This window comes from Thermostichus sp. OS-CIW-20 (assembly GCF_054061455.1).
Genome location: NZ_JBSSEF010000030.1, coordinates 1 through 18,405, shown reverse-complemented (window position 1 = coordinate 18,405; position 18,405 = coordinate 1). Strand labels below are relative to the sequence as shown.

General features: G+C 61.8%; 17 protein-coding genes, 1 CRISPR repeat array and 1 riboswitch. Of the genes, 8 read left to right on the top strand and 9 right to left on the bottom strand.

What is annotated here, in order from left to right; all coding sequences use genetic code 11:
- Positions 1 to 141: riboswitch (cobalamin riboswitch) on the bottom strand.
- A gap of 91 nt (positions 142 to 232) precedes the next feature.
- A complete protein-coding gene (locus ACVWXC_RS10500) occupies positions 233 to 2,023 on the bottom strand; it encodes a DUF1565 domain-containing protein (RefSeq protein ID WP_240527686.1) in 1,791 nt (596 codons plus the stop codon).
- 163 nt (positions 2,024 to 2,186) lie between these two features.
- Here ACVWXC_RS10500 and ACVWXC_RS10495 point away from each other — a divergent pair, with 163 nt between their 5' ends.
- The 3 genes from ACVWXC_RS10495 to ald all read left to right on the top strand — a co-directional run bounded on the left by ACVWXC_RS10495 (position 2,187) and on the right by ald (position 6,924).
- Positions 2,187 to 3,404: a pentapeptide repeat-containing protein gene (locus ACVWXC_RS10495; protein ID WP_011429982.1), complete on the top strand. Its 1,218-nt coding sequence runs from the start codon at positions 2,187 to 2,189 to the stop codon at positions 3,402 to 3,404.
- Between the two features lie 188 nt (positions 3,405 to 3,592).
- The gene (locus tag ACVWXC_RS10490) at positions 3,593 to 4,723 is read left to right on the top strand and encodes an LptF/LptG family permease (protein WP_011429983.1); all 1,131 of its coding nucleotides are present in this window, start codon (positions 3,593 to 3,595) and stop codon (positions 4,721 to 4,723) included.
- A gap of 282 nt (positions 4,724 to 5,005) precedes the next feature.
- A CRISPR array of direct repeats spans positions 5,006 to 5,500; the repeat unit is 37 nt; unit sequence GTTTCCGTCCCCTTGCGGGGAAAAGGTAGGGATCAAC.
- Between the two features lie 335 nt (positions 5,501 to 5,835).
- A complete protein-coding gene (gene ald / locus ACVWXC_RS10485) occupies positions 5,836 to 6,924 on the top strand; it encodes an alanine dehydrogenase (protein ID WP_457392619.1) in 1,089 nt (362 codons plus the stop codon).
- Positions 6,925 to 6,957: 33 nt separating this feature from the next.
- Here ald and ACVWXC_RS10480 read toward each other — a convergent pair whose 3' ends face one another.
- From ACVWXC_RS10480 to rpsN, 4 genes are all read right to left on the bottom strand, one after another.
- Positions 6,958 to 7,731: an ABC transporter permease gene (locus ACVWXC_RS10480; protein ID WP_099812219.1), complete on the bottom strand. Its 774-nt coding sequence runs from the start codon at positions 7,729 to 7,731 to the stop codon at positions 6,958 to 6,960.
- 76 nt (positions 7,732 to 7,807) lie between these two features.
- Positions 7,808 to 8,644, bottom strand: a complete 837-nt coding sequence (locus tag ACVWXC_RS10475; RefSeq protein WP_240527685.1) for an ABC transporter ATP-binding protein — start codon at positions 8,642 to 8,644, stop codon at positions 7,808 to 7,810.
- A 274-nt stretch (positions 8,645 to 8,918) separates the two neighbouring features.
- On the bottom strand, positions 8,919 to 9,551 hold the full coding sequence (locus tag ACVWXC_RS10470) for a ribonuclease D (RefSeq protein WP_099812217.1): 633 nt from the start codon (positions 9,549 to 9,551) through the stop codon (positions 8,919 to 8,921).
- A 57-nt stretch (positions 9,552 to 9,608) separates the two neighbouring features.
- Complete coding sequence (gene rpsN / locus ACVWXC_RS10465; RefSeq protein ID WP_011432985.1) at positions 9,609 to 9,914, bottom strand: 30S ribosomal protein S14; 306 nt, start codon at positions 9,912 to 9,914, stop codon at positions 9,609 to 9,611.
- Between the two features lie 144 nt (positions 9,915 to 10,058).
- Here rpsN and ACVWXC_RS10460 point away from each other — a divergent pair, with 144 nt between their 5' ends.
- Positions 10,059 to 10,382 (top strand): hypothetical protein, encoded by a 324-nt coding sequence (locus ACVWXC_RS10460; protein ID WP_011429988.1) that lies wholly within the window; start codon positions 10,059 to 10,061, stop codon positions 10,380 to 10,382.
- Here the strand turns inward: ACVWXC_RS10460 and ACVWXC_RS10455 are convergent.
- Positions 10,379 to 11,899: a YcjF family protein gene (locus ACVWXC_RS10455; RefSeq protein WP_011429989.1), complete on the bottom strand. Its 1,521-nt coding sequence runs from the start codon at positions 11,897 to 11,899 to the stop codon at positions 10,379 to 10,381. The genes ACVWXC_RS10460 and ACVWXC_RS10455 overlap by 4 nt on opposite strands.
- Positions 11,900 to 11,979: 80 nt before the next feature.
- Positions 11,980 to 12,471 carry a cytochrome c oxidase assembly factor Coa1 family protein gene (locus tag ACVWXC_RS10450; protein ID WP_457392581.1) on the bottom strand — a complete coding sequence of 164 codons (492 nt, stop codon included), beginning with the start codon at positions 12,469 to 12,471 and terminating at the stop codon, positions 11,980 to 11,982.
- Between the two features lie 512 nt (positions 12,472 to 12,983).
- Between ACVWXC_RS10450 and ACVWXC_RS10445 the strand changes: the two genes are divergently transcribed.
- Positions 12,984 to 13,298, top strand: a complete 315-nt coding sequence (locus ACVWXC_RS10445; protein ID WP_041438224.1) for a hypothetical protein — start codon at positions 12,984 to 12,986, stop codon at positions 13,296 to 13,298.
- 22 nt (positions 13,299 to 13,320) lie between these two features.
- On the opposite strand, the gene recJ is transcribed toward ACVWXC_RS10445, so the two are convergent.
- A complete protein-coding gene (gene recJ, locus ACVWXC_RS10440; protein WP_457392578.1) occupies positions 13,321 to 15,549 on the bottom strand; it encodes a single-stranded-DNA-specific exonuclease RecJ in 2,229 nt (742 codons plus the stop codon).
- Positions 15,550 to 15,662: 113 nt separating this feature from the next.
- Positions 15,663 to 15,830 carry a hypothetical protein gene (locus ACVWXC_RS10435; protein WP_083759159.1) on the bottom strand — a complete coding sequence of 56 codons (168 nt, stop codon included), beginning with the start codon at positions 15,828 to 15,830 and terminating at the stop codon, positions 15,663 to 15,665.
- A 263-nt stretch (positions 15,831 to 16,093) separates the two neighbouring features.
- Between ACVWXC_RS10435 and ACVWXC_RS10430 the strand changes: the two genes are divergently transcribed.
- The 3 genes from ACVWXC_RS10430 to ACVWXC_RS10420 all read left to right on the top strand — a co-directional run bounded on the left by ACVWXC_RS10430 (position 16,094) and on the right by ACVWXC_RS10420 (position 18,154).
- Positions 16,094 to 17,017, top strand: a complete 924-nt coding sequence (locus ACVWXC_RS10430) for a metallophosphoesterase family protein (protein ID WP_457392575.1) — start codon at positions 16,094 to 16,096, stop codon at positions 17,015 to 17,017.
- 75 nt (positions 17,018 to 17,092) lie between these two features.
- The gene (locus ACVWXC_RS10425) at positions 17,093 to 17,839 is read left to right on the top strand and encodes a phosphoadenylyl-sulfate reductase (protein WP_011429995.1); all 747 of its coding nucleotides are present in this window, start codon (positions 17,093 to 17,095) and stop codon (positions 17,837 to 17,839) included.
- 3 nt (positions 17,840 to 17,842) lie between these two features.
- Positions 17,843 to 18,154: an antibiotic biosynthesis monooxygenase family protein gene (locus ACVWXC_RS10420; protein WP_099812213.1), complete on the top strand. Its 312-nt coding sequence runs from the start codon at positions 17,843 to 17,845 to the stop codon at positions 18,152 to 18,154.
- The last annotated feature ends 251 nt before the right edge of the window (positions 18,155 to 18,405 follow it).

Here is an 18,405-nt window from a genome sequence, read left to right as displayed (position 1 = left end):
TTTGAGCCAAAGCCGCAGGCGGGCATCCTGACTGAGGGCTTTTGCCCATCACAGTTGCGGCACAGCGCCGGATTTGCACCGGACTTTCCCCCTTGCTTGCCCTGGCTGATCCCCAGGACAACCTGACGGCACGGCTTTCCTCCCCATTGCTCTGGAAAAAGCCGTGCTAGGCATCATACATTCCCTGCTGGGGAGTTCCTATCCTGCCGGGGGGGATCCCTGGGCAGTGAGGTCAACGGAAGATCATCTCCGCCACCGCGTCAAAGCCGGCGTCCAACAGCCGATCCAAGACTGACTGGGCCTGGCTGCGGCTGTCGTAGAGGCCGGCCTGCAGCACCCTCCTGCCGTTGAACACGGTCTCCACCGCTTCGGGGACGAGCTGCCGCAGCCGCTGCAAATCGTCGCTGCCCTTGGGGGTCACCAGCACACGAAAGCGGGTGGCCGACTCTGCTGGGGCTACCGCCGGTTCTGGAGCCGCGGCAACGGGAACAGGGGGGGTTGTTGGGCTGCTGCCCGCTTGTCGGCGAGCCGGGGGTGGCAGGAGGGTAGTAATATCCGTGAGAGGAGCCACAGATTGCTGGCGGACGGGAGTGGCAGGAGCAGGCTCAACCGGTTGGGCAGGCGTGGTGGAGCCATCGGGGGTGAAGGGGACGGCAACAAACTCCTGGGGTTGAGCGCCTGCCGGCTGAGGGGGGGCACTGGGCAAAATGCGCCCTCCCGATCCCGCTGCAGGAGGGGGAACGGGGGCAGTCGATTGGGGCACCGTCACCACCGGCAAGGTGGGAGAGGCCGCCGCCGGCTGGGGATCCCTGCTGGGAGCCGGAGGCTCGGCCTGCGGAGTTGTGGGCAGCGTCAAGCCGCCTGCCGCAATGGGTGGCGGGGCGTTGCTGGGCAGCGCAGCCACCGTGGTCTGGCCGGCCAGATCCAGCTCCCCTTTGGTTTTGCCGGCCAGTTGGTTGCCATTGGCGTTGAGGCGCAGGCCGCGGGTGGCGTTGTGGATGTCGTACTGGCCGTTCCCCTCAAAGATGTTGTTGCCGGGATCCGAAGCCGTGCCCAAATCTGGCTGGGCGGTGGTGATAGCTGTCAGGCCAGTCTCCAGGTTGCGGGCAATGAGATTGTTGCGCAGGATGGGACGGGCGCTGCCGCCGACCACAATGCCGGTGCGGTTTTGCAGGATGCGGTTGTTGCGCACAATCGGCGCCGAGCGCTGGTCGATGGTGAGGCCAAAGCCGGTCTCTTGGAAGAGGTTGTTGACAATGGTGGGCTGGGAGGTGCCCAAGACGGAGATGCCGTTGGCCCCGTTTTTGTAGAAGCGGTTGCCTTCTATCCAGGGGTTGGAGGCGCCGGCGATGAAAATGCCGTCGTGGATGCTGCCCACAAAGCTGTTGTTGAGAATGCGCGGGGAAGCCGATTCTACCCAGAGGGCGTAGCCGCGCCGACCCTGGTTGCGCAGGGTAACCCCCCGCACCTCTGAGCCGGTCTCTGCCAGCAGGGCAACGTTTTGCCGGGCCAAGGTCGGGCTCATGTAGGTGCCGCCGCCATCGATCAGGTAGCCCTCTCCCAAGGTGGACTCGTCCCCGCGCAAGATAAGGCCGGCCTTGAGGCGGATGGGGAAGACTTCGCCGCTTTCTGCGCTGTACACCCCCGGCAGAAGCTGGATGATGCTGCCGGCTGGCGCCCGGCTGATGGCATGGGTGATGGTCTTGAAGGGGTTGTTGCGGGATCCATCCCCTTGGGTATCGCTGCCATTGGCGGCATCCACAAAAATGGCGGGGCGGTCGTCCGGCAGCGGCGGCGCTTGGGGCAGGGCCTGCTTCTCCAAAAGGCCGGTGTCCAGGGAAGTTTGCGCCCAACTGGGATCCCTTCCTGCCGCCAGCAGTAAGCTGGTGCTCAACAGCAAAGAGGTGGCCAGTCGCGTCAGCGTCGCGGAGCCGTGACGCTGCAACCGCAAGTCAGGCAGGACTGCTGTAAATTGGTGTTCGCCGGATTTCTGCAGACGGATGAACGATAAGGAAGAGATCATAGGAGTCATCCCCACACCAGGCTGGGCCAGAGAAGGAAGGAGGGTCGAGGCTATCCTACCAAACCTGACAGGCAGGATCCTGCCCTCTTCCCCAACTCCAAATACGGACTGACGCAGGCTTCTTTTTGTAGATCCAACGCTACCCCTAGAGTATACCCTTGCCATGACCGACGAAGCCCTTGCCCGCGAAGGCTCCTCCCAAGAGTTGCCGCTGGCTTCCCTCTCGTCTGGGCGCCCCCTGCTCAACCTGCTGTTGTTGGGGATCCCAGCCCTGCTGCTGCTGCTGGGCCAGTGGGCAGGGCAGCCGGCCCTGGGCTGGGGGGCGGTGCTGGCTTGGCTGGGCCTGGCCGGCTGGTGGGGGCAGCCGCTCTGGGTGCAGATCGGGCGCGACCTCTGGCAGTGGCTGACCACCTGGCCCAGCCTGGGGTGGGCGGCAGCAGCTCTCGGCTTGGCGGTGATGGGAGGATTGGTCTGGAGTGGAGCCTTCTCGGCCCTGGGATCCCTGAGCTGGGAGGCCATCGGGGCTTTGGGCGAGGTGTTCGGGGCTACAGGTCAGATCCTGATCGCCCTCCTGGCCGCCTACATCGCCTGGCGGCAGTACGTCATCTCCCGCGACCTCACCATCCAGCAGAACATCATCACCCAGCAGCAGACCATCGACGCCTACTTCGAGGGCATCTCCAACCTGGTTCTCTCCCCTGACGGGCAGTTGGACGACTGGCCCCTGGAGCGGGCCATTGCGGCCGGGCGCACGGCGGCGCTCCTCAACGGCGTGGATCGCTTTGGCAAAGCCAAGATCCTGCGCTTCCTCTCCACCGCTAACTTGCTTAGCCCCCTGCGCCGCGACGAACACCTGGGCCGGCCCATCCTGGACGGCAAAGGCGGCTACCAGCGGGATCGCCTCAACGGGATCCGGGTGGTGAATCTGGGCACCATGCTGGAAGGGGCCGACCTGCATGGCACCCTGCTGCGGGGGGTGGACTTCAGCGAGGCCAGCCTGGAAAGAGCCAACCTGCGGGATTGCGACCTCAGCCACACCAACCTCTGCGGGGCCAACCTGCGCAATGCCGACCTGCGCGGCGCCGATCTCTACCGCGCCCTCTTGTTTGTGGGATCCCTGCAGACGGCTTCTCCGGCTCAGCCAGGAAAAAAGCCCGATTTTAAAAGCGGGGCCTACGCCGGCGCCATCGTGGCCGGCGCGGACTTTCGCCGGGTGCGTCGCCTTTCCCCCGAACAAAGAGCCTACCTGGCCGCCTGGGGAGCCAAGCTGGATCCTGAGCCCCCGCTTCCCCTCAACTCCTCGGCCAGCCGTTTGGATCCCGGCGGCGAAACCGAGCCCTTACCCCCTCCTGCCGAGCCGCCGGCCTCCCGGAGGCCTTGATCCAGAGCCAATGGCCGGCAAACCTGGGTTCAACGCCAGCGCTGCCATGGTCATGGCAAACAGCCATGAAACAGCTTGTGAGTTGATCCCAGCTCCCCTCTCCCTCTGGGAGAGGGGCTGGGGGTGAGGGCCTGCCGGAGAACCGTTCAAGCTAGCCTGAAATAGCCCCAATCCCTCAATTGTTGGACATGGCCCGCTTGCTCACCAAGTTCTGGCTGCTGGAGCGCTACCTGTTTGGGCAGATGCTCACGCCGGTGCTGGCCGGTATAGCTGGGGGAACCCTGCTGCTTTTGGCAGGCCGGCTCTTTACCTTGGCCGAGCGGCTGGTCGAGGGATCCGTGCCGCCCCTGACGGTGTTGCGCCTTCTCATTTTGGATCTGCCGGAGATGGTGCTGCTGGGCATGCCCATCGCCGCTTTTTTTGCCACCATGCTCACCTTGGGCAAGCTGAGCGGCAACAGCGAGATTACCGCCATGCGGGCAGCCGGGATCCCGTTTACGCGCATTTTTCGTCCCCTGTTGCTGGTGGGGCTGCTCATGAGCCTGAGCGCTTTTTGGATCAGCAACGTGCTCCTGCCGGCCAGCAAACGAGAAATCCGCCAGATCGACCAGCAGGCGCTCCTGGCCCGGGCCACCACCCCGGTGCAATACGACGTCTTTTTCAGAACCGCCCGCGTTGGCGGGACGGAAGACAACCTCTGGTTTTTCATCCGCCAGGTGGATCCGCGGCTGAACACCATGCAGGATGTCACCATCTTGCAGGTGGATCCCTTGCCGGGGGGCAAGTACCAGTTGGCAGAGGTGACCCTGGCGGCCCAGGCGGTGTGGAATGGCCTGGACTGGACCCTCAGCGAAGGGGTGACCCACCGCTACGGCCCTGACGGCCTCAGCCTGGCCGAAGAGCCCTTCGACCGCAAGCCGCTAGAGGTCTCCCAAGATCTGGCCGCCCTGATGCAGCCGCCGGTTCCGCCCAACGAGCTGAGCCTGCCGGAGCTGGCGGAGCGCATCTCCCGCCTGGCCCGCTCCAACCTCAATACCCAGCCCCTGCGCACCGAGTTCCACATGCGCTTTTCCCTGCCCTTGGCCAGCTTTTTTGCCGTCTTGATCTCCCTTCCCCTGGGATCCACCACTGCGCGGCGGGTGGGCCGCTATGGGGGTGTCGTCTTCGGGATCCTGTTGGTGTTTGCCTACTACGTGGTGCTGAGTGTGTCTCGCAGCCTGGGCGAAGCAGGAGCCCTTCCCCCCTGGGCGGCAGCCTGGAGCTTCAACATCCTCTTCGGCGGCCTCGGCCTGCTGCTGTTGGCCCGCTTCCTGCGCTAGGGATCCCTTCTGGGCAGAGCAACCCCCGACCTAACCAGGGATCCACCGGATCCCTATAGTTTCCGTCCCCTTGCGGGGAAAAGGTAGGGATCAACGGAGGACGGCTTCACGCAGAACCAGGTTAATTGGAGTTTCCGTCCCCTTGCGGGGAAAAGGTAGGGATCAACACCAAGCTCAAGCCAAAGGTGCTGAGGAACATGACCATAACCACCCCATCTAACTGAGGCAGCCAGGTCGATCAACACCAAGCTCAAGCCAAAGGTGCTGAGGAACTCTCAGAAGTGTTTCCGTCCCCTTGCGGGGAAAAGGTAGGGATCAACATGGAACCATCAAGCCAAAGGAGGTAAACCCAAACAGCATCCGGTTTCCGTCCCCTTGCGGGGAAAAGGTAGGGATCAACTAGCCATCCGTCATACCCCTCAGGGACTGGGGGGCGTTTCCGTCCCCTTGCGGGGAAAAGGTAGGGATCAACGCAACATTATCGAAGTCCTTAAAAAGGAAATTCACCCAGTGGTTTCCGTCCCCTTGCGGGGAAAAGGTAGGGATCAACGTCGAGTCCCAGACCACGTCATCCGGGACGCTTGGGTGGTTTCCGTCCCCTTGCGGGGAAAAGGTAGGGATCAACCACGTACCGGACCGCTGGCGTGTGCCAGATACAGTTGGTTTCCGTCCCCTTGCGGGGAAAAGGTAGGGATCAACGAGGTACAAAATGAAACCGGTGCTCACTATCATCATGAAGAGTTTCCGTCCCCTTGCGGGGAAAAGGTAGGGATCAACCCTACCCCCGGAAAAGGCTGAATCCATAAGGTTTTCAAGGTGCGTTTGCGAGGGAGTACGGAGACTTCCCGAAACAGATATTAACACTGCTTCGCCGGATAAGCGCAAGTCGGGAAATTCGCTGTTTTGAGGGCATTATGTCACGTTTTTGGGTCAATTTGGGCAAGCAGTTCTAGATTCCTCTTAAAGCCTGGTGTTGCCAGGGGAAAGCTAACAACGGCTCGCCCCGACAGATTGCGCACAAAACTTTACAATTCCTGCCGCCCCCCGTCGGCCAGGGATCCCATCCCAGCGCTGGTCTGTCTAGACTGGAAGACAGCCCTATGGGGATCCCTATGCGCATTGGTGTGCCCAAAGAGATCAAGGAGCAGGAGTTTCGCGTTGGCCTGACGCCGGCGGCGGTGCGGGCTCTGACGGAGCAGGGGCACCAGGTGTGGGTGGAGACCCAAGCTGGCCAGGGGGCGGGCTTTAGCGACGAAGACTACCAAAAAGCGGGGGCCAAGCTGGCCGCCACCCCTGAGGAGATCTACCGGCAGCAGTTGGTGGTGAAGGTCAAAGAGCCCCTGCCCGCCGAGTATCCCCTGCTCCACCCGGATCTGATCCTGTTTACCTATTTGCACCTGGCGGCCAGCCGCGAGCTGACTCAGGCCCTGCTGCGTTCGGGGGCCACCTGCCTGGCCTACGAGACGGTGGAGCTGGCCGATGGATCCCTGCCCCTCTTGATGCCCATGAGCATGATTGCCGGGCGGCTGTCGGTGCAATTGGGCGCCCACTACCTGACTCGCCAGCAGGGGGGGCGAGGCGTGCTGCTGGGCGGGATCCCGGGGGTGCCGCCGGGGCGGGTGGTGATCCTGGGCGGGGGAACCGTGGGCACTGAGGCGGCCAAAATGGCCGTTGGCCTGGGGGCGCGGGTGCAGATTTTGGACATTAACCTGCAGCGGCTGAACGAGCTGGAGCTGATTTTTGGCTCGCGGGTAGAGCTGCTCTACAGCACGGCCCAAAGCGTGGAAGAGTGTGTTCGCGAGGCCGACCTGCTGGTGGGGGCAGTGCTGGTGCCGGGAAGGCGGGCGCCGGTCTTGGTGGGAGAAGAGTTGGTGGCCCAAATGCGTCCTCGCTCCCTCATTGTGGATGTGGCGGTGGATCAGGGGGGGTGCATCGCCACCACACGGGTTACCACCCATGCCCAGCCGGTTTACGAAGCCCACGGGGTGTTGCACTACGGCGTTCCCAACATGCCGGGGGCTGTCCCCTGGACTTCGACCCAAGCGCTGGTCAACGCCACTCTCCCCTACATCCTCAAGCTGGCCAACCTTGGCCTGGCCGCTGCTTTGGAACAAGACCCAGCCTTGGCCAAAGGGCTAAACGTCAGGGCAGGCAAGCTCATCCACCCGGCGGTGCGAGCCACCTTTCCAGACCTGGGCTAGCTCAGGCAGGGGTTGGCTCCCTGGGGAGAGATGCTACTGTCGCCAGGACAGGACATAGCGCTCCAGAGCCGCAAAAAAGGTGTAGAGCAAAATGCCCATAATGCCGAGGGCAACCAAACCCGCAAAGGCCAAAGGCACATCAAAAGAAGAACTGGCCGACACGATCAGGTAGCCCAGCCCCTGGTTGGAAGCCACCGTCTCCGAGATCACCGAGCCGACAAAAGCAAAGGAGATGGCCACTTTCAACGAGGCAAACAGGTAGGGCATGCTGTGGGGTAGCCCCACCTTGGTGAAGATCTCCCAAGAGCTGGCCCCCAGCGAGCGCAGCACATCTCGCATCTCGGCTTCCACCGTCTCCAGCCCCACCGCCACATTGACTGCAATGGGGAAAAAGGCCAGCAAAAAGGCCGTGATCACCGCCGGGATCGTGCCCAAGCCAAACCAAATCGCCAGCAGTGGCACCAAAGCCACCTTTGGGATGGTGTTAAACCCCACCAGCAGCGGGTACAAACACAGATGGGCCAGGCGGGAGCTGCCGATGATCGATCCCAGCAATATCCCCCCCACCAAAGCCAGCGCAAAGGCCAGCAGCGTCGAAGTGAGGGTGGTTAGGGAGTGACGCAGAATCACCGGGCTCCACTGGTTCATGGCTGCGAGGATCTGGGTGGGCGCCGGCAGAATGAAGCGAGGAACGTTGAACAGCCCCACCCCCACCTGCCAGAGCACAAGGGTCAAAACGATGGTGACAGCGGGCAAGACCACAGAAGCCGTTTGGGTCTGCAAAAATCGGTCAAATGATTTTTTCATGGGATCCCTCGGCAGAAATGCGCGGTAACCTGTCCAGCAAACCTTTCCAGATTTTTTGGATCAAGGGCTCTTTGGCCTAATATCTGCGCCGAATGTGCTGGCGCACTTCCGAGACCAAGCGGTGAAACTCGTCCGTCAGGCAGATCTCCAGCGGGCGTGGACGGGGCAGATCCACTTTGAGGGAAAAGATGATCTCGCTCGGTCGTGGCCCCATCACATAAATGGTATCGGAGAGGAAAACCGCCTCCCGCAAATCGTGAGTGATCAAAATGGCGGTGCAGCCGGTGCGCAGCCACAGCCGCTGCAACATTTCCCACATATCCTCGCGGGTAAAGGCATCCAAAGCGGCAAAAGGTTCGTCCAACAACAACAGCTCCGGCTGATGGATCAAAGCGCGGCACAGGGAAGCCCGCTGCCGCATTCCCCCAGAAAGCTGCCAAGGATAGGCTTTCTGAAAACCCTCCAAGCCCACGGTGGCCAGCAGCTCCAGCGCCGACTTCTCGTGCTGGGCCAGGTTTTGCTTGAAGGTGCGCTTGTAGGGCTCTACCACCTCCAACGGCAGCAACACGTTCTCCAGGGTTGTGCGCCAGGGCAGCAGCACCGGGTTTTGAAAGGCCATGCCCACACTCTTCAGGGGGCCGGCGATGGGCTGCAACTGAAAGTAGAGGGTGCCGCCATGGTCAGTGTTCAGGCCGGCCATCATCTTCAAAAGAGAAGTCTTGCCACAGCCGCTCGGCCCAACAATGGAGACAAACTCCGAGTGGGCAACAGAAAAGCTGACGTCGCGGATGATCGTGATTGGGGATCCCTTGGTGGGGTACTGCAGCGAGACGTGGCGCAACTCCAGAACGGGCTTGCCCGAAACAGCGGGGGAAGATAACCCACTTTGAACTACCCTCTGCGACTCCAACATTGACTCAACTCCAATGATTTTCATAGTGGCCCAAGTGAGGGCTGATCCCCCTGATCCAGACAGATGATGGCGGGAGCAATGAGGGTTGCAGGCCGGTTTATCTCGATTGGTATGGCCAACCCCATCCCCACTACATCAGAGAGAGGGGCAGCCAGCTGTGTTGCCAGATACTTTGTGGGCCGGTGAGGTCCCCCCATGTTCAGCTTCAGGAGATGTGGGATCCCCGAGGGCCCGGTCATCGAAGACAGTGACTGTCTATCAAGTAAAGCCCCGCCTACTGATGTTCGAAGACGTTACTGAAGCCCAACAGATCCAGCTCTACCAAAGTAGGCAAATGTTGGAAACACTGCTGCGCCAACTCCCAGCGTTCTTCCCGCCGTAACATCTCCGCCAACTTGTGGCGCACCGGGATCAAGTAACGAACATCGTTGGCCGCGTACTCCAACTGCTCCGGCGAGAGGGCCTGGACGTTTCCCCAGTCGGAGCTCTGGGCAGTTTTATTCAGCTCCACCCCGCACAGCTCGCTCACCACATCTTTGAGGCTGTGTTTGCTGGTGTAGGTGCGGGCCAGTTTGCTGGCAATTTTGGTGCAAAAGACGGGCCACGCCCGGATCCCCAGGTGATAGCGCAGCATCGCCAGGTCAAAGCGGGCGTAGTGGAAAATCTTTTCAATGTTGGGATCCGTCAGCAGCCCCGCCAGAAGGGGGGCCTGCTTTACTCCACGGCTCAACCGCAACAACACCACCTCGCCGGCAGGGTTGGCGATTTGCACCACGCAGAGCCTGTCCCGCTGCGGGATCAACCCCATCGTCTCCGTATCCACGGCCAAGTGGGGTTCCCCGGCCAGGGCCTTTGCCACTGCAGGGGTGAGATCTTCGTCACAGAGCTGGAAAGGTTGCAGGCCCACTCACGATCTCTCAAAAGGATGTTTTGGCCGTTCAACCAAGCGGCGAAGGTCGGGTAGCTACCAGCTAGACTTGACCACACCTGGCAATAAGCCTCTGTGGGCCATTTCCCGCAGGCTGTTGCGGCACAGGCCGAAATCGCGGAAGTAACCCCGGGGACGCCCGGTTTTCCAGCAGCGGTTGCGCAGGCGGGTGGGCGAGCTGGCCCGAGGGAGTTTTTGCAGTTGGGCGTGCAGCTCCATGCGGGTGGCCTGGTCGATGTTGGGATCGGCCATGGCCGCCTTGAGTTGTTGGCGCTTCTCCCGGTATTTTTCGACCAAGCGTTGGCGCTTTTTCTCCCGCTCGATCATGCTTTTTTTAGCCACGGCTCACCTGTTTCCCCAATTTTTCGGCTTTACTAGGATAGCGGGCAACAACAATCTGCAGCAAGGGATCCCCGGTGGGATTCCCGTGGTCGACTGCTTGCCCTTGCGGCGATCTAGCTGTACAGGCCAAGTTGAGGGTGGGGGATGGCCCTTTCCAAAGTAATTTCGTTCATCGCTGCCAAGTTCAAGGTTTCCCCGGAGCAGATCGAAGCCGCCCGCGTGGTCATTTACAGACCGCCGGCGTTGCTGGCCGTGCTCAAGTCGGTTCCGCCGCTGCCCAAAGAGGTGCTGGCGGATCCCAGCTTGACCTACGCCTACCCTGCCCCCTTTATCGAGTGGTCGAAGCGGATGCACGGCCTGGCGGAATGGGACGATGTGCCCGCCCTCAGCTACGCCGACTACGTGGCGCAGATGGAGCTGGCCTTCATGCCGACGGACATTGCTGTCGAGGCCACCAACAAGGACTAGCGCAGGCGAAAAACCCGTTCTGAGGCCTGGCGGACAAACTCCTTGAGCCAGCCCGATTTTTGGGCGCTCTCCACCTGGGCCTTGACCACTGCCTGCATCCCCCCTTCCCCCCAGCTTTGGTTGCGCTGGAAATACTCGATGAAGCTTTTGCCGGCAATGCGGGTGAGATAGCCGGCGCTGGCCGCCTGGATGGGGGCTGTCGCCAAAAAGCCAACCACGCTCACCTCAGCCACGGTGGCCAGGAGCCCGGTGGTCAGTTGGAGCGCCCCCTCCACCAGCCCCAGGCCGGCCAGGGTCTTGGCCAGCGACAGGGCCAGCTCCCGCCCCTGCTGGAGGTTCATCTTGCAGCCGTAGAGGGATCCCAGCTCCACCACCATCTGGGCGTTGATGGCGGCAATGGCCAGCAGATCCAGCGCCGGGATGGGGTTGGCAAAGACCACGCCGGTCACGATCCACTGAAAGCGGTCGATCACCTCCTCCGCCTGGCGGCGCAACTGCGCCTGGATGATCCGCTTGGCCTCTTCGCCCAGTTGCTGGGATTGCAGCAGGGCATTGTCCAACGCCAGGGATCCCCCCTCGGCGTAGAGCACCGCCTGGACGCGATCCCGCACCGCCGCCACCTCCGGTTCCGGCTGCCAGGTTTGGGATCCCACCTGTACAGGGGCTGGAGCAGCGGCGGCCGGCAGCACATCTTCCGGTTGGATCAAGGGGTAAACCCGTTCCCGCAGCCGTTGCAGCAGGAGCCGCCGTTCTTCGGGGGTGTAACGGTCGATTTTGTTGAGCACCAGCAGAGCCCGCTTGCCCAGGGCGATCAACCGACGCAAGGGATCCACCTCCGACCGGCGCAGATCCCCGTCCACCACCACCAGCAGCAGATCGGCAGCTTGGGCCTGGGCCTGCGCCTCCTCTTCCCGCATCGCCCCTGCCGGCCCGATCTCCAAAATGCCCGGACAGTCCACGATCTGCACCGGGTGGGGGATCCCGGGCAGGTCCCAATCGTAAACCGCCACCGCCTGCGTGGTGCCCAGCGTTGCCCCCACCGCCCCCACCCGCCGCCCCAGCAGCGCGTTCACCAGCGAGGTTTTGCCCGCCGATCCGGTGCCGAAAACCACCACCTTCAGTTGCGGCTGGGCCAACTGTTGGGCCAGCCGGGCCGACCGTTCCGCCAGCGCCGCCCGCGCCACCTGATCCTGGATCTGCGCCATCTGAGCTTCTAGTTGCGCCAGGTTGCGCCGGGCTGCCTCCCACTTCTCGGCAGGAGTTGCCGGGGGAGCTGGCCTGGGAAGCCTCTCGGTTTTAGGGGCGGGGCGGAACAGAAACAAGTAGTAGATGGAAGCGGCCAAAAACACCAGCAGCAGCAACACCAGCACCCCGATCAACAGCCCCCCCAAAATCGGGTGGTAGCGGGTGGCGTAGTACAGATCCAAAAACGATTGGATCAGCCAGACGATCAGGCCCGCGAACGAGGCCAACAGCGCCAACAGCAGCAGCAAGCGCAGATAGGGAACTGTTCGCATAGGGATCCAGGGCCACAACCGTTCGCGTCAGCGGGACGGAGTCCTTTTGACTTTACCCGCGGCTAAGCATGTCCAACTACTCAGATCTCGCCTGTCGGCAGCACTGCCCCTGCAGCCCGCTCCTCTTGTTCACAGCGGGATCCCCCCTCCCCTTTCAGGATCTGTATGGCCTGTGGATCCCCATCCACTTTCACCTGCAGATGGCGCAACTGCCAGGCTGAGCCGGCCACCCCCCGCTCCGACTCCACAGCCACCTCGCCGGTGCGCCGGGATCCCGTGATCAAAAAGGACAGACAGGCCCAGCCGGCTTGCTCATCCTCTTGAAAGCGCAGCCGCGAGGGCCAGCCCGGACGCAGGGGATCCCCCAGCCGCTCCACCACCACCGCAGTCTGTTCGAGCCGCTCCACCGCCAACTGGTAGGTGCGATAGGCGCCTGAAGCCCGGATCCCATTCCAGACCAGGATCCCTGCCCCCGCCAGCCCCAAGCCCAGCACCGCCAGCAGGCCCAGACAGCCGCATCCACAGCAGCCCAAAGGGGCGGCACAGCCGACTTTTTGGGGGCTTTCCGACACAGCCAATCGCAGAAGTAGGACGCCCCCAAACTAACACAGAACGGCTGCGCTGCCCCCTGAGGGGGGAGCCAGCTCTCCCTTGGCAGGGATTGCAGAAAGTAAAGTCTGGACAGGCCTACGCCATTTGTCGGTAGTTGCAAGGCCTCTTCGTTTCCGTATTACTACAGACAGTGGCTCGAAAAAATAGGATGTCGGCCAAGTTAAGCAAGTTCAGACAAGCCATTTGCAAGTTTAATTTTGCACTGCCCCATCAATGGGATCCCTAAGTATCCAATTGCTGCTCCGGCTTCGAGTTAGACGTGAAAGTCTAACGCATCGCCGATCCTAGGTTTCTCTCCGCATGGGATCTGAGCAAAGTCGAAGCTTATAAACCCGTGAAAGGCCCGGGATCTTGGGCAGCGAAAAAGCCGGCAAAGTGCGTATATCCAATCCGCCATTCGGCGGAGTCCATTTCAGAGGGTCTTGCCGAGAATGAAACCAGCGAAAAGTCTCAATCCAAGAGCATACCCACCATGAGCGAGATCAAAAGCACGATTGTGCAGCAAATTATTCAAACTGCCATGATGACCGGTCTGCTTACCGCTGCTCAGGAACACGAACTTAACGTCAAAGTCTTCCAAGAGGATTGCTCCGAGGCTGACCTCTTCCTGCTGCGCCGCCTGCACCGCTGCCTACGCCAGGGATCCATCCGCCGGATCCCGGCTTTGCACAACACCATAGCCGTTGGCCGCTTTGGCCCTCCCTTGCGCCCGCTGCCCGACAGAGCCGAAGAGGCACAACTCCAGCCGGCAGGGCTAAGCGTAGTGCGCAATCCCAAAGTTGGCTGATGGTGGTGCCGGGGGGCGTCTTCTACTTCGGAGAAACAACTGCCGGCAGGGGATCCGGTCGCAGCAGCCGCTGACAGAGCTGGGCGATCTGGGTGGGGCTGGCTTCGTCCAGCCAGCGGTGAAAAGCTTGGGATTCTTGAATGCGGCCCAGCAGCCGTGTTGGGATCTGCTCCGGCCCCTCCAATTCCGCCAGCCACTGCCAGGGCAAGCCGGTTGTCGCCGCCAGGACATGGGGATCCCATTGTCCCGTCCGCCCCAATTCCTGGAGTCGGGCGATTTGGTGGGGGAGGCGCTTCCAGTGATGACCAGAAGCGGCCAGGATCAGCGTTTGCGGCTGCACCTGCTGCAGCAGTTGGGCTAGATTTGCCGGCAGCCAGGGCCAGCGGGCCAGCAGCAGAGCTGTTTTTGCCGACGGGAGGAAGTCTTGCTCGAGAGGAAGGGCCTGCCCATCGTAGCGGAAGACTTCTTGGAGGGAATCCGGCAGGGGGCGTTGCCGGTAATCCTGGATCCGAAGGCTGGGGGCGGAAACGGTGGGCGCCTGCCAGTCGCCAGAGGGGCGCACCGCCAGCACTTTGCCCTGCCAGGGCTGCTCGGCTTCCAACTGCAGGGCGATGTCCAAGGCCTGGCATGCTTGCCACCGCTCCAGCTCTTCGCCGGCTTCCCAAAACCAGAGGGCACGGGATCCCAGCTCAAACTTCAGGTGGCGGCCATTCTGGGAAGCCCTCAGCCTGACGCTGCCGCGGCGAACGTTCATCAAGGCTACGACAGGGTTGGGGTTGCCGTGGCCAAAGGGCTGCAGAAGCTGCAACTGCCGATACACCTCGTCCAGCTCTGCCACCCCATCCCGGCCCTGAGAGGCCAACCGCTCCCAATCGATAACAATCTCCACCGCCAAGGCGCGAGCTTGGCGATCCGGGCCGACCCGCGCGGCCAGCTCCCGCCGCAAAGCCAGTTGTACGGCGGCCAGGCAGGACAGATCCACTTGGATCCCAGCGGCCATGGGGTGGCCGCCTCCCCCCAGCAAGAGGGGACGCACAGCCTCGATGGCCTCCACCAGGTTCACCCCCGGAATCGAGCGGCCCGAACCATAGCCCCGTCCCGTCCTCTCGTCTTTGGCAATCAACACCGTCGGGCAACCGTACTGCTCCGCCAAGCGCGCCGCGGCGATCCCCAAAACCCCCGGATTCCAGCCGCTTCCGGCCAAAACAATTGCCCGCTCCCGCGCCAGATCCAAGCTCTCCACCTGTTGGCTGGCCTCTTGCAGAACCTGTTGGGTGAGTTGCCGACACTCCTCATTGAGGGCAACGAAATGCTCCACCAGCGTCTGGGCCCGCTGCGGATCCGAGGTGGTCAACAGCTCCACCGCTAGGCTGGCATCGTCCCAGCGACCAATGGCGTTCAGCTTGGGGGCAAGGCGAAAGGCGATGTCCTGGGCTGTCGGCGTTCCTGAGGATTGGCTGTTGCTCACCCAATCCAAAAGAGCCCGCAGCCCCGGACGCTGGGTGTTGGCCAGCACGGGCAGGCCCCGCTGCACCAGGTAGCGGCACTCCCGCTGCAACACCGCCACATCGGCCACGATCCCCACCGCCACCAGATCCAGGTACTCTTCTACACCAGGGATCCCCAGCGCTTGGTAGAGGGCCTCCGCCAGCTTGTAGGCCACCCCCACCCCCGGCAGAAAGCGCAGCGGGTGTTCCTCTGGCAGGCGCAGCGGGTTGACCACCGCATAGGCAGGGGGCAAGGGATCCGGCAGGGCGTGGTGATCCGTCACGATCACGTCCACCCCTTGGGCTTGGGCCAGAGCAATCTCGGCAGCATTGCCTATGCCGCAATCCACCGTCAGGAGCACCTGGCAGCCTTGATCCAGCACCTGCTGCAGCCGCTGAGGGTTCAAGCCATGCCCTTCGGTGCTGCGCAGCGGTAGAGTGAACTGGACTCGGAAGCCCAAGGTTTGTAGCGCCGAGAGCAAGAGGCTGGTGGCGGTAACGCCATCGCAGTCGAAGTCTCCCCAAATGCAGAGGGTTTCTCCTCTTTTTCTTGCCTGCAACAGCCGCGCCACCGCCCGCTCCAGATCCGGCAGGGATCCCGCTGGCGTGGGAGAATACTGATTAGGATCGACAAAAGCCCGCGCCTGTTCTTGGCTGTGCAACCCCCGCAGAGCCAGCACCTTGGCCGCATACTTGCCGTACTCTCGGCTCAGCTCCGGATCAAATTGAGGCGGGGTGGGCAGCAGCTCCCAGCGGTATTCCATGCAAGCTCGACAGGAATAAAACTCCCTGGGAGCCTATCAAAAACTGCTCAGGGAGAAAAGCAGCTTGGGATCCCGGAAAGCAAAAGCCGGGGTGAGCGATCCCTGCCAACCTGCTATTGACAGCAGTGAGAGGCCACGCAGCAAGGGGAGGGGTGGGCGTGGTCATGGGTGGCACAGGCTTGGCTGCAGTAGAGTTGGCCTTCGTAGCGATAGCCTTGGCTGCTTTCGAAGCTGCAGTTGCAGTGGTCACAGGCGCAACGAACAAGGGTGGTAGCAGACATGATTTTTTCTCCTTGCTTGAACTGAGGGATCCTTTTGTCGAAGATCCGTGTTGCTATACCCTAGCAGTTGCTCGGCAGCGGCGCCGGAACAAGAATCAGACTCATTTGTGACGATTTCAAATCGCAGCAACCACAACTCCCCTCTCCCAAAGGGAGAGGGGCTGGGGGTGAGGGTATCCTGGCTGAGGTTAAGAGAAGCCCATAGCCCTCTAGCCGGTTATTGACTATGATGCGGGCGTGAGGTGTGAATAAGTACCTAGGTGATGGCCACCCAAAGGATTTGCTTTGCCCAAGTCTCAGATGTTCACCTAATGCCGGAGACAGGGTGCCGCTGCTGGTGGATGTCCGATTCCCCCCGCCGCCAGTTGGAAGCTGCCGTTGCCCATCTCAACCAAGTGCCGGATCTGGACTTTGTGGTGTTCACCGGCGATTTGGTGGATCAAGCCGATCCGGAGAGCTTTGAGGTGTTCCAGGAGATCCTCGCCCAACTGCGGGTGCCCTACTACCTCAGCCTCGGCAACCACGATATCGACACCTTGGGGAGGGAGGGGCGCTTCAACCGGGAGCAATTTATCCGCTGGTGCCAACGTCAATTTCCGTTGCCCCTTGCCCCCACAGGCTATGTCGATTACAGCCTTTCCCCCCTGCCTGGGATCCGCTTGATTGCCCTCGATGCCAGCCTGGGCCAGTTCCCTCTGCCCCAGGGCGTGCTGCGCCCCGCGCAACTGCGCTGGCTAGGCGAACATCTACGAGCGGTGCCGGAGGAATGGCTGATCCTGCTCATCCATCAGCCTCCCTTTATCTCCCCCACCCAAATGGATGCGGTTTTGTTCCGCAAGTACCGGCTTCGCAGCGAGCAAGCTGTAGCTCTGCATACCCTCTTGGCCGACCACGGGCGGGTGGTGGCAGTGTTGAGTGGACATCTGCACGTGCCGAAGGTCTATGTGCAGGACGGAATCCCCTACCTGACAGCGCCGCCTCTGGTGGGGCCGGTCTCCGCTCTGCGCGTGTTTGAGTTGGACGTCAACCCACGGCGAGGGGTGTTGCGCTACCACTGGGTTCACCTGCCGGAGCCGGATCCCAGACCTCTCTGGCATGGCCTGGTCATGGGAGTTCGGCGGGATCGCTGGGGACAAATCCCCCTGCGGGCCAAAGGATCTCGATCCCTGCCCGCCGTTGCCCAGTAGCCAAAAATCCTAAACCTTGACCGAATTAGTGTAGATTAAAAAGGCAAAGAGCCTTGGATTCGATGTCTTCCCCCTATGACTGCAACCCTTTCTTCCTCCGGCCACTGGGAGCTGGCGGCTCAGGCGTTACGAGAGCAGTATCAGCCGCAGGTAGCTTCTCTGAGCGAGCGATTTGAGCCTTTGTCGGCGAGCGACCTGCTGGCCTGGGCCGTTGCGGAGTTTGGGGACGGGCTGGTGCTGGCCTGCAGCTTTGGACCGGAAGATCTGGTTCTCATCGATCTGCTCACGGCCATTCGCCCCCAGGTGCGCGCCTTTTTCCTGGATACCGATTTTCACTTCCCGGAAACCCTGCAACTGCAGCAGCAGGTGTTGGCCCGTTACCCCCATTTGCAGCTGGAGATCTTCAAACCGCTGCTCACCCCCGAAGAGCAGGCGGCGCAATATGAGCCGGAGCTGTACCGCACCAACCCTGACCTCTGCTGCAGCCTCCGCAAGGTAGAGCCCCTGAATCGCGCCCTGGCCAACTGCACCACCTGGATTACGGGAATGCGCCGCGAGCAATCCCCCACCCGCGCCGATATCGGCAAGGTGCAGTGGGATGGCAAGCGCAACCGCCTCAAGCTCAACCCGCTCGCCGACTGGACAAACGGCCAAGTCTGGAAGTACATCCTCGACCACGGGATCCCTTACAACCCCCTCCACGACCGCAACTATCCCAGCATCGGCTGCATCCACTGCACGGCGCCGGTGGAGCCGGGAGCGGATCCCCGCTCTGGCCGCTGGAAGGGCACAGCCAAAACCGAGTGCGGCCTGCACACCTAGCCTATGAACCCTTCGCCTGTCCTAGAGGTGGCTCAGTTTGAAGTCAGCCCCGGCTCTGAAGCCGCTTTTGAGGCTGCCATCGCGCAAGCCTTTGTCTACCTACAACAGACCGATGGCTATCGGCAGCACCAACTGCAGCGCTGTTTAGAGCACCCTCAGCAATACCTGTTGCTGGTACACTGGGGATCCCTGGAGGCCCATTTGGTTAACTTCCGCCAATCGGAAAACTTTGTCCGCTGGCGCGCCCTCCTCGAGCCCTACTTTGCTCGGCCACCGCAGGTGTTGCATTACCAACTGCTGCCGGGGTTGACCTGATCAGAGGCAGCGCGAGCCTAGGGTTGCGCTGGTGCTGCAAAGCAATGGCGGCCTTCCCAGTCCAGGAGCAACTGGGGTGGGGGGAGTGCTTGCCGACGGGAGCGCAAAGCTCTTGCTACCCTAGTCGAAGGATGGTTTCGTGGTTGGCCAAGGTAGAGGAGCATGACTCTAGTCAATGATATGCTGGACTATACTGAAAATAATGCCCAGTATGTTCAGTATGGCTGCTTGGTATGGCTAGGTATGTAAAA

Bases quoted from the DNA above. Each gene is read 5' to 3' on its own strand.
- ACVWXC_RS10500 (WP_240527686.1), bottom strand. From the start codon at position 2,023: ATGATCTCTTCCTTATCGTTCATCCGTCTGCAGAAATCCGGCGAACAC.
- ACVWXC_RS10495 (WP_011429982.1), top strand. From the start codon at position 2,187: ATGACCGACGAAGCCCTTGCCCGCGAAGGCTCCTCCCAAGAGTTGCCG.
- ACVWXC_RS10490 (WP_011429983.1), top strand. From the start codon at position 3,593: ATGGCCCGCTTGCTCACCAAGTTCTGGCTGCTGGAGCGCTACCTGTTT.
- ald (WP_457392619.1), top strand. From the start codon at position 5,836: ATGCGCATTGGTGTGCCCAAAGAGATCAAGGAGCAGGAGTTTCGCGTT.
- ACVWXC_RS10480 (WP_099812219.1), bottom strand. From the start codon at position 7,731: ATGAAAAAATCATTTGACCGATTTTTGCAGACCCAAACGGCTTCTGTG.
- ACVWXC_RS10475 (WP_240527685.1), bottom strand. From the start codon at position 8,644: ATGTTGGAGTCGCAGAGGGTAGTTCAAAGTGGGTTATCTTCCCCCGCT.
- ACVWXC_RS10460 (WP_011429988.1), top strand. From the start codon at position 10,059: ATGGCCCTTTCCAAAGTAATTTCGTTCATCGCTGCCAAGTTCAAGGTT.
- ACVWXC_RS10455 (WP_011429989.1), bottom strand. From the start codon at position 11,899: ATGCGAACAGTTCCCTATCTGCGCTTGCTGCTGCTGTTGGCGCTGTTG.
- ACVWXC_RS10445 (WP_041438224.1), top strand. From the start codon at position 12,984: ATGAGCGAGATCAAAAGCACGATTGTGCAGCAAATTATTCAAACTGCC.
- recJ (WP_457392578.1), bottom strand. From the start codon at position 15,549: ATGGAATACCGCTGGGAGCTGCTGCCCACCCCGCCTCAATTTGATCCG.
- ACVWXC_RS10435 (WP_083759159.1), bottom strand. From the start codon at position 15,830: ATGTCTGCTACCACCCTTGTTCGTTGCGCCTGTGACCACTGCAACTGC.
- ACVWXC_RS10430 (WP_457392575.1), top strand. From the start codon at position 16,094: ATGGCCACCCAAAGGATTTGCTTTGCCCAAGTCTCAGATGTTCACCTA.
- ACVWXC_RS10425 (WP_011429995.1), top strand. From the start codon at position 17,093: ATGACTGCAACCCTTTCTTCCTCCGGCCACTGGGAGCTGGCGGCTCAG.
- ACVWXC_RS10420 (WP_099812213.1), top strand. From the start codon at position 17,843: ATGAACCCTTCGCCTGTCCTAGAGGTGGCTCAGTTTGAAGTCAGCCCC.